At 71.4% G+C, this 8902-nt stretch carries 7 protein-coding genes; 3 read left to right on the top strand and 4 right to left on the bottom strand.

From position 1 onward, the window contains the following. Positions 1 to 186 precede the first annotated feature (186 nt). The 3 genes from LLG88_13815 to LLG88_13825 all read right to left on the bottom strand — a co-directional run bounded on the left by LLG88_13815 (position 187) and on the right by LLG88_13825 (position 3236). Entirely contained in the window at positions 187 to 768 is a 582-nt protein-coding gene (locus LLG88_13815) for a tyrosine-protein phosphatase (GenBank protein MCE5247984.1), read from the bottom strand. An 11-nt stretch (positions 769 to 779) separates the two neighbouring features. After that, positions 780 to 2030, bottom strand: a complete 1251-nt coding sequence (locus LLG88_13820) for a cation:dicarboxylase symporter family transporter (protein MCE5247985.1) — start codon at positions 2028 to 2030, stop codon at positions 780 to 782. A gap of 168 nt (positions 2031 to 2198) precedes the next feature. Then, on the bottom strand, positions 2199 to 3236 hold the full coding sequence (locus LLG88_13825) for a ThiF family adenylyltransferase (protein MCE5247986.1): 1038 nt from the start codon (positions 3234 to 3236) through the stop codon (positions 2199 to 2201). Positions 3237 to 3417: 181 nt separating this feature from the next. Between LLG88_13825 and LLG88_13830 the strand changes: the two genes are divergently transcribed. The 3 genes from LLG88_13830 to LLG88_13840 all read left to right on the top strand — a co-directional run bounded on the left by LLG88_13830 (position 3418) and on the right by LLG88_13840 (position 7764). Beyond that, positions 3418 to 5559: an aldehyde:ferredoxin oxidoreductase gene (locus tag LLG88_13830; GenBank protein MCE5247987.1), complete on the top strand. Its 2142-nt coding sequence runs from the start codon at positions 3418 to 3420 to the stop codon at positions 5557 to 5559. A gap of 14 nt (positions 5560 to 5573) precedes the next feature. Further along, positions 5574 to 5771: a sulfur carrier protein ThiS gene (gene thiS / locus LLG88_13835; GenBank protein MCE5247988.1), complete on the top strand. Its 198-nt coding sequence runs from the start codon at positions 5574 to 5576 to the stop codon at positions 5769 to 5771. 640 nt (positions 5772 to 6411) lie between these two features. Continuing rightward, entirely contained in the window at positions 6412 to 7764 is a 1353-nt protein-coding gene (locus LLG88_13840) for a S8 family serine peptidase (protein MCE5247989.1), read from the top strand. Between the two features lie 267 nt (positions 7765 to 8031). On the opposite strand, the gene LLG88_13845 is transcribed toward LLG88_13840, so the two are convergent. Continuing rightward, the coding region (locus LLG88_13845; GenBank protein MCE5247990.1) for a tetratricopeptide repeat protein at positions 8032 to 8902 on the bottom strand (871 nt) is incomplete at its 5' end.

The raw sequence follows: 8902 nt of genomic DNA on the forward strand, positions 1-8902 counted from the left end.
GACGCGCGTCCCGCGATTCGCGCGGGCATTGCGTCCCGCGAGGTGCGCGGGCACTGCGTCCCGAGACTCGCGCGGGCATTGCGCCCCACGAGGCGCGCGGGCACTGCGTCCCGCAAGGCGCGCGGGCCTTGCGCGTCGAGAACGCGCGGGCCTTGCTCGCCGCAGACCCGCGCGCCTTGCGCAGCCTCACCCCCTCGGCGCCAAAACCCGCGCGCGAAACCCCTCGACATCAAACGTCCGCAGATAACTGAGAATGTCGTCGTACATCGCGTGGAACCCGTAGCCGCCGTGCAGCAACTCGTCGATCGCCGCCCCGCGCGTCCACCCCTCGAACACGATCCGGTGCACCGCCACCACGAGCCCCGTGCGGTCCGAGCCGTGCCAGCAATGCACGAAGTACGGCGCCCCCGCCGGATCGTTGAGCGCCCGCAGCACGACGATCAGCTTCTCCTCGTCCACGCGCCCGGCGCTCATCCCGACCTCGATCAACCGCAGCTTCGTCCCCTCGATCTCGTCCTCGTCGCTGAACCAGCCGCGGAGGTTGACGATCGTCTTGATCCCCAGCCGCTCGAGGCTGCGCATCCCGGCCGCCCGGGGCTGCGCGCCGCGGTAGAGGCCGTCGGTGACCTTGTAGAGGTTCTTCACCCCTTCCGCCGCGACCGGCCGCGCCCACGACGCCGGCCGCGCCGGGACGGGCGCCGGACCGGCGCCGAGCGCCGGCGCCGCGAGCGCCAGGACGAGCGCCGCAAAGGCGAGAGGGCGGCGCACCGCGCCCCGCGCTACGCCGCCGCCCGCGCGTCGTCCGCCGGCGGCGCGAACTCCCCTTCCCAGCGCGCGACGACGACGGTGGCGAGGCAGTTGCCGACGACGTTGATCGACGTGCGCGCCATGTCCATCAGCTCGTCGATCCCGAGGACGATGAAGATCGGCTCCGTGGGCAGCCCGAACGACGCCGCCGTGCCGAGCAGGATCACCAGCGAGGCCCGCGGCACGCCGGCGACCCCCTTGCTGGTCAGCATCAGCGTGAAGACCATCACCAGCTGCTGGCCGAACGACATCGACACCCCCGCCGCCTGCGCGACGAAGATCGAGGCCAGCGAGAGGTAGAGCGTCGTCCCGTCGAGGTTGAAGCTGTAGCCGGTCGGCATGACGAAGGCGACGATCTTCCGCGGGACGCCGAGCCCCTCCATCGCCTCCATCGCCCGCGGCAGCGCCGCCTCGGAGCTCGTCGTGGCGAAGGCCAGCGAGACCGGCTCGGCGACCGCGGCGACGAACTTCCGCACCGGCACGCGCGCGATCAGAGCCACCGGCAGCAGCACGGCGAGCACGAACAGCGCGAGCGCGCCGTAGAGCGTCGCCAGCAGCTGGAAGAGGTTCTTCAGCACGCCGAGGCCCATGTGCCCCACGGTGTAGGCGATCGCCGCGCCGACGCCGACCGGCGCGAAGTGCATCACGATGTTCGTGAACTTGAACATCGCGTCCGCCAGCCCCTCGACGACCGACAGCACCGGGCGGCGCTTCTCCTCGGGGACCAGCGCCAGCGCCGCGCCGAAGAGCAGCGCGAAGACGACGACCTGCAGGATCTGCCCTTCCGCGACCGCCTTGGCGACGTTCTCGGGGAAGACGTGGAGGATCACCTCGCTCGCCGTCTGCCCCGCGACCTCGACCTTCTCCGTCGCCGGCGCCGGCGGCAGATGGACGCCGACCCCGGCGCGGCTGACGTTGATCGCCGCGAGGCCGATGAAGAGCGCCAGCGTCGTGACGATCTCGAAGTAGACGAGCGCCTTCACCCCCATCCGCCCCACCTGCCGCAGGCTGGCGTGGCCGGCGACGCCGACGACGAGGGTGGCGAAGAGCAGCGGCGCGATGATCGTCTTGATCAGCCGGAGGAAGATCAGGCTCAGCACGCGCAGGTTGACCGCGACCCCCGGCATGTCGTGGCCGAGCGTCGCCCCGACGACCATCGCCACGAGGATCCACGTCGTGAGCGAGCGCCGGCGCGCGGCGAAGACCAAGAGCCCCGCGACCATCAGCCAGCGCGAGGCGACGAGCCACTCCGGCGGCGGCCCCCAGCCGAACGCCGCCGCCGCGTGCAGCAGCGCGACGATCGCCAAGCCGGCCAGGCCGGCGACGAGCGGCGCCCCGCCGCGTCCCTTGGTCCCCGTCTCCCCGTCCATGCGCCCCCGCCCGCGACGTGATCAGACGCCGAAGTAGCGCGCGACGAGGCCGCGCGCCTGCGCCTCGTCGCCCGTCCCCTTGACGATCGCCCGCCCGTCGTCGAACAGGGTCAGCTCGAACGGCGGCGTGCGGAACCGCACGAGGAACTGGTTCGCGACGACCTCGCCGAGCGGACGCAGCCGCTCCGCGATCGCCGCGAGGTCCGGCGCGCGCCCGCCCTGCGCCAGCACCTGCACCGCGTCGCGCCCGCAGAGCGACGTGGCGACGTGCGGCGGCGCGGCGAGATAGTCGAAGCGGCGCCGGCCGCAGCAGACGCACTGGCCCGCGGGCGGCGGCGGAAGCTGCAACTCGGCGAGCCGCTGCTCCCACACGTCCACCGAGACGACCGACCACGGGTCGGGAACCTCCCCCTTGGCCAGCCAGCGCAGCGCGAGGCCGCACTGCAGCGAGGCCGCGGCGTGGGCCGCCGGACCGAGGATCCCGGCCGTGTCGCACGTCGCGGCCGTCCCCGGCGGCGGCGCGTCCGGCTGCAGGCAGCGGAGGCACGGCGTGCGCCCGGGGACGAAGATCGCGGCGACGCCGCCGGCGCCGATGCAGGCGCCGTAGACCCACGGCACGCCCCGCTCGACCGCGGCGTCGTTGACGAGGTACCGCCCCTCGAAGTTGTCGAAGCCGTCCACGATCAGGTCCACGTCGGCGACGAGCTTGCGGATGTTCCCGGAGTGGACGTCGGCGACGACCGGCTCGACCACGACGTCGCGGTTGATCCGCGCGATCCGGCGCGCCGCGGCGGCCGCCTTCGGCATCTCTTCCTCGACGTCGTACTCGTCGAAGAGGGTCTGGCGCTGCAGGTTGGAGAGCTCGACGACGTCGCGGTCCACGATCCGCAGGAAGCCGACCCCCGCCCGCGCCAGCAGGTTCGCCGAGACGGTGCCGAGCCCGCCGCACCCGAGGAGCAGCACGCGGGCGCGCCGCACCCGCTCCTGCCCCGCGGCCCCGAAGGGGGCGAAAAGAACCTGGCGCGAATAGCGCCCGCCGAGCGGCCCTTGGTCGGTCATCGGTCGTTCCCCCGCCGCGCCGCGGCGTCTTGCCCGCGGCAAACCGGAATGTTACCTTGTTTCGCTGGAAACGTCCCTTTTCCGGGCGTTTCCCCATTCCCCACACCCCCCCAAGGAGCAGTCGCTCATGTCCCCGATCGACTACACGCAGCGGACCGACTACACCGCGGACGTGCCCCGCATGAAGGCGGCGCACAAGCTCGTCTCCGAAACGTCCTACGTTCCCGGCCTGCCGCAGCGGGGCTACAACGACCGCACGCTGCACATCGACCTCTCGACCGCGAAGGCCACCGAGAAGAAGGTCACGCAGCAGATGAAGGACCTCTTCGTCGGCGGCCGCGGCTTCGGCCTCTACTACCTCTGGCAGGCGACCAAGCCGGAGACGAAGTGGGACGACCCCGAGAACGACATCGTCATCGCCCCCGGCCCGCTGGCGGGGAACACGCTCTACCCCGGCTCGGGGAAGTCGATCGTCGTCACGATCTCCCCCGCGACCGACATCCCGATCGACAGCAACGTCGGCGGCTACTACGGCCCGCTGCTCAAGTTCTCCGGCTTCGACGCCATCGAGCTGCAGGGGAAGGCCGAGCGGGACGTCGTCGTCGTCGTGGACGGGGTCAAGGGAACCATCCGCGTCGAGGAAGCGCCGGAAGAGCCGCTCGACAGCCACGTGCTGGCCGAGATCCTGACCCACATGTACGCGGAAGGGCCCGAGGACCTGGCGAACGTCTCCGTCGTCTCCGCCGGCCGCGGCTCCGACCACAGCTACTTCGGCTGCCTCAACTTCTCGCTGTACGACAAGCGGCGCAAGGCGGTGCGGCTGAAGCAGGCCGGCCGCGGCGGGATCGGCCGCGTCTTCCGCGACAAGAAGGTCAAGGCGCTCGTCGTGCGCGGCCCGAAGCCCAAGGGGGACATGAACAACATGGCCGACCGCTCGAAGGTGGCGAAGGTCGGCCTGACGATCAACAAGGAAATCCTCGACATGGACGCCCAGCAGTGCCGCATGCGCACCGCGGGGACGGCCCACCTCGTCGAGATCATGGACGCCTACGACCTCCTGCCGGTCAACAACTACCAGTTCGGCAAGAGCGAGGAGATGTCCAAGATCGAATCCAAGGTCTGGGAGGCCCGCTTCACGCAGGGGATCCCCGACGGCTGCTGGATCGGCTGCACGATGGCCTGCGCCAAGGGCGCCGACGGCTTCGTCGTCAAGACCGGCCCGTACAAGGGGCACACCGTGACGGTGGACGGCCCGGAGTACGAGAACGTCGGCGGCCTCGGCTCGAACTGCGGCATCTTCGATCCGGACTGGATCCTCGAGTCGAACTTCTACTGCGACACCTACGGCCTCGACACGATCTCCTTCGGCACGCACTGCGCCTTCCTGATGGAATGCTACGAGCGCGGGATCCTGAACAAGGAGCGCACCGGCGGGATCGAGCTGAAGTTCGGCTCCGGCGAGGCGCAGATGGAGCTCATGCACCGGATCGCCGAGGGCGAGGGCTTCGGGGCGGTCGCCGCCAAGGGGATCAAGTACTGCAAGAACTACTTCATCGAGCGCGGCTGGGGCGACCCGCAGCTGATCCAGGACATCGGGATGGAGTGCAAGGGGCTCGAGTACTCCGAGTACATCTCGAAGGAGTCGCTGGCCCAGCAGGGCGGCTACGCGCTGACGAACAAGGGGCCGCAGCACGACGAGGCCTGGCTGATCTTCATGGACATGGTCAACAAGCAGCTGCCCACGTTCGAGGCCAAGGCCGAGGCGCTGCACTACTTCCCGATCTTCCGCACCTGGTTCGGGCTGCACGGCCTCTGCAAGCTGCCGTGGAACGACATCGAGCCGGCGGACAACGGGAAGACCTCGGAACCGGCGAAGGTCCCCGAGCACGTCTACAACTACACGCAGATCTACGAGGGGATCGTCGGCAAGCCGCTGAGCAAGGAAGAGCTGATCCTCCAGTCGGAGCGGGTCTACAACTTCCAGCGCGCCTTCAACGTGCGCCGCGGCTACGGCCTGCGGAAGAACGACCTGCCGCCGTACCGCTCGGTCGGGCCGGTGACGAAGGAAGAGTACGAGTCGCGCGCCGACCGCTACGACGGGCAGCTCAAGGAGCTGGTCGGCTACGACCCGGCGGGCAAGAGCACGGAGGAGAAGGTCGCCGCGCTCCGCGCCTTCCGCGAGAAGCAGTACCAGCTGCTGTGCGACGCGGTCTACAAGCGTCGCGGCTGGACCGCGGACGGCGTGCCGACGGTCGCCAAGCTCAAGGAGCTCGGCATGGACCTGCCGGAAGTCGTCGAGGTCGTCCGGGCGCACGGCGCCTGAGCGGAGAGACGGCGGTGATCCACGTCAACGGCGATCCGAAGGAGTGGCGCGAAGGGATGACCGTGCGCGACATCCTGAAGCTCTGCAACTTCAAGTTCCCGCTGCTCGTGGTGAAGGTGGACGACCGTCTGGTTCAGCGCGCCGACTACGACGCCTTCGTCGTGCCGGACGGCGCGCGCGTGGCCGTCCTCCACCTGATGAGCGGTGGATGATTCAGCAAGCTGAATCATCCACCGCACAACCCGTAGGGGAGGCTGGCGCGCCACGAGGATCGTTGAACCGCGAACGATCCCACCGCGCCTGCCTCCCGACGTGATCCCCGCGCCACCTTGCCTTTGTTTTAACGTCGAAACCCGCGCGAGCCTTGCGGCGCAAAACAAGCCGGTCGCGCGGAGTTCACGTCGGGCGGCAGGCGCGATGTTGCGCCGTTGTTCCGACGTTCAGCGGAGCGCGCCAGCCGCCCCTTCCAGCGAACGACGCGATCCCGCGCGAGACGCGACGCTCCTCGTCGCCGCGACGCCGTAGGGGAGGCTGGCGCGCTCCGATCACCGAGTCCCCGCTCAAGCCCCCACCGCGCCTGCCTCCCGACGTGATCCCCGCGCCACCTTGCCTTTGTTTTAACGTCGAAACCCGCGCGGGCCTTGCGGCGCAAAACAGAACGGTCGCGCGGAGTTCACGTCGGGCGGCAGGCGCGGCGGCGGCGCCGTTGTTCCGACGATCATCGGAGCGCGCCAGCCGCCCCTACAGCCTCCCCGCGCAATCCGCCGCCGCGAATTTGTGAATCCCCCGGGGCGGAACGCGCGTCCTACTCTGTCGGCGTCTTGTCGAAGCCCAAAAGAGGAGGCCCGCCCGGTGTTGTCGGTCGTTCCGATCATGTTGGCGTTGGCTCTGCCCGCCGCTCCCGCCGCTCCCGCCGCGCCCGTCGATCCCTCGCCGGAGACGCGGCTCGCCGCGGCGCTCAAGGACGGCGCCGTGGCCTGGCAGTTCAGCGGCCCGGAAGAAGTGGCCGCGGTCCTCGGCGCCCCGCAGAAGGACGAGAACAAGCGGGAAGGCGGCGACGAACTGCTCTTCCGCGGCTACGACGGCGGGCTCGTCGTCGTCTTCGGCCGCGAGGCGGGGACGACCGGGCCGTACGCGCTGCTCGGCTACATGGTGGGCGACCGCGTCGTCCAGCCCGGCGAGAACGAGCCGCTGCGCCTGCGCACCGGCGCCGACGTCGCGCGGCTGCGGCCGTTCACGGGGCTCAAGAACGTGGATGCATCCAGGGTAGACCTGCGGGCGGAAGGCGCGCGGATCCGCGCGTTGCCGTTCGACACGCTCACCCGCTGGCCCGCGCCGGACAAGCTGCCCGCGGGGTTCGATCCCGCCGCGCTTCTCGCCGCCGGCCGCAATCCGGGCCTCGGCCTGCGCGCGCTTCACGCGCGCGGCGTCGACGGACGCGGCGTGGACGTCGCGATCATCGACCAGCCGCTGCTCGCGAACCACGTCGAGCTCGAAGGGCGGCTGCACCTCGTCGCCCAGTTGGGCGTCGAGGGCCGCGAGCCGTCGATGCACGCGAACGCCGTCGCCAGCATCGCCGTCGGACGCACCGTCGGCGTCGCGCCGCGCGCCGACCTCTACTACGTCGCCGTGGCGACGTGGAACGCCGAGAGCGAGGGGAACCACGACTTCGTCGAGGCGCTGAAGCGGCTGCTCGAGCTCAACCGCAGCGGGGCGGCGCACATTCGGGTCGTCAGCGTCTCGGACGGCGGCTTCGCCTCGCGCGCGCAGGCGGCGGAATGGAAGGCGATGGTGGCGCGGGCCGAGCGGGAAGGCGTTCTGCTGATCGTGTGCGACCCCGACTACACCGACTTGAACTTCGGCCTGCTCCGGCCGCTGCCCGGCGGCGACCGCGAGAAGCCCGAGGGCTACAAGGTGGGCACGTACGGCGGGCCGCTGCTCGCCCCCGGCGACGAACGCACGTACGCCGGGGAACGCGGGCGCGAGGACTACGCCTACGAGCCGCGGGGCGGGATGAGTTGGGTCGCGCCGTGGCTTTCGGGGCTCGCGGCGCTCGGGTTCCAGACCAACCCCGCCCTCACGCCGGCCCGCGTGCGCGCGTACCTCGGGCGCAGCGCCACGAAGATGCCGTACGGCCTCGTCGTGAATCCCGAGGGCTTCCTCAAGCTCTGCGCCGCGGACCCCGACCGCCCCGACAACCCGTAGGGGAGGCTGGCGCGTCCCGATCGTCGCGTCCCCGCTCAAGACGCCACCGCGCCTGCCTCCCGACGTGCTTCACGCGCATCCTTGCCTTTAGACGCCGAAAGGCAATGATGCGCGAGGCTCACGTCGGGCGGCAGGCGCGGTGGCGGCGCCGTTGTTCCGACGACGTGATCGGCGCGCCAGCCGCCCCTACGATCGGGGGGAGCGCGAAACGAAAACGGGCGGGCCGTCGCGGCCCGCCCGTCGAGGGTTCGGTACAACGCCAAAAAGTCAGCGGTGGATTTCGTAGAAGAGGCGGCGCGCCAAGGTGATGTCGGCGTCCTTGAGGCGGCGGTAGGCGACGCGGGCGGTCGCCTTGTCGTTGGCCATCAGGCTGGAGCGGCCGAGCCAAAGCAGCGCGAGCGGGTGCGAGCCGTCGCACTCCAGGGCGCGGCGGAACGAGACCAGCGCCTGGTCGCGCTCCCCTTCCTCGAGCCGCGCCATCCCCAGCGCGACGTGCGCGTCGGCGAGCTCCGGCGCGGCCGCGGTGAGGTCGATCAGCAGGCTCGCCGCGTCGGGCCAGCGGCCCTGCTGCGCGTAGAGGGCCGCCAGCTCGAGCCACGTCTCGTGGCGGTCGTGGTCGATCTCGATGCCGCGCCGCAGCGCGCGCTCCGCTTCGTCCCAGCGCTCGAGACCGGCGAGCGCCTTCCCCTTGATGAAGAGCGTCTCGCCGTCGTCCGGCTTCGCCGCGAGGAGCGCCGCCGCGACCTCCGCGGCGTCGCGGAAGAGCCCCTGCTCGAGGTAGGCCCGCGCGAGCTCGGGGCCGAAGGCGCCGTCCCGGCGCTCCGCGGCGGCGGCGCGGACGTAGGCCGTGTCGCAGCGCAGCGCCTCGGCGAAGGCGCGCTTGGCCGCCGCGCCGTCGCCGGCCGCGCGGCGCAGCAGCGCCAGCGCGAACCACGCCGCGGCGTCCTCCGGCGCCTCGTCGAGCGCCCCTTCGAGCGCCTCCGCGGCCGCCTCGTCGCGGCCGGGCCGGCTCGCCAGCGCGCGGCCGAGCTGCGAGGCGGCGCCGGGCACGCCGGCGTCGGCCGCCTCGGCCAGCGGCGCGAGCGCTTCGTCCACGCGCCCCGCGGCGACCAGCGCGGCGCCGAACGCGGCGAGGAAC

The organism is bacterium (assembly GCA_021372775.1).
GTDB lineage: Bacteria > Acidobacteriota > Polarisedimenticolia > J045 > J045 > JAJFTU01.

Bases quoted from the DNA above. Each gene is read 5' to 3' on its own strand.
- LLG88_13820 (MCE5247985.1), bottom strand. From the start codon at position 2,030: ATGGTCGCGGGGCTCTTGGTCTTCGCCGCGCGCCGGCGCTCGCTCACG.
- LLG88_13825 (MCE5247986.1), bottom strand. From the start codon at position 3,236: ATGACCGACCAAGGGCCGCTCGGCGGGCGCTATTCGCGCCAGGTTCTT.
- LLG88_13830 (MCE5247987.1), top strand. From the start codon at position 3,418: ATGAAGGCGGCGCACAAGCTCGTCTCCGAAACGTCCTACGTTCCCGGC.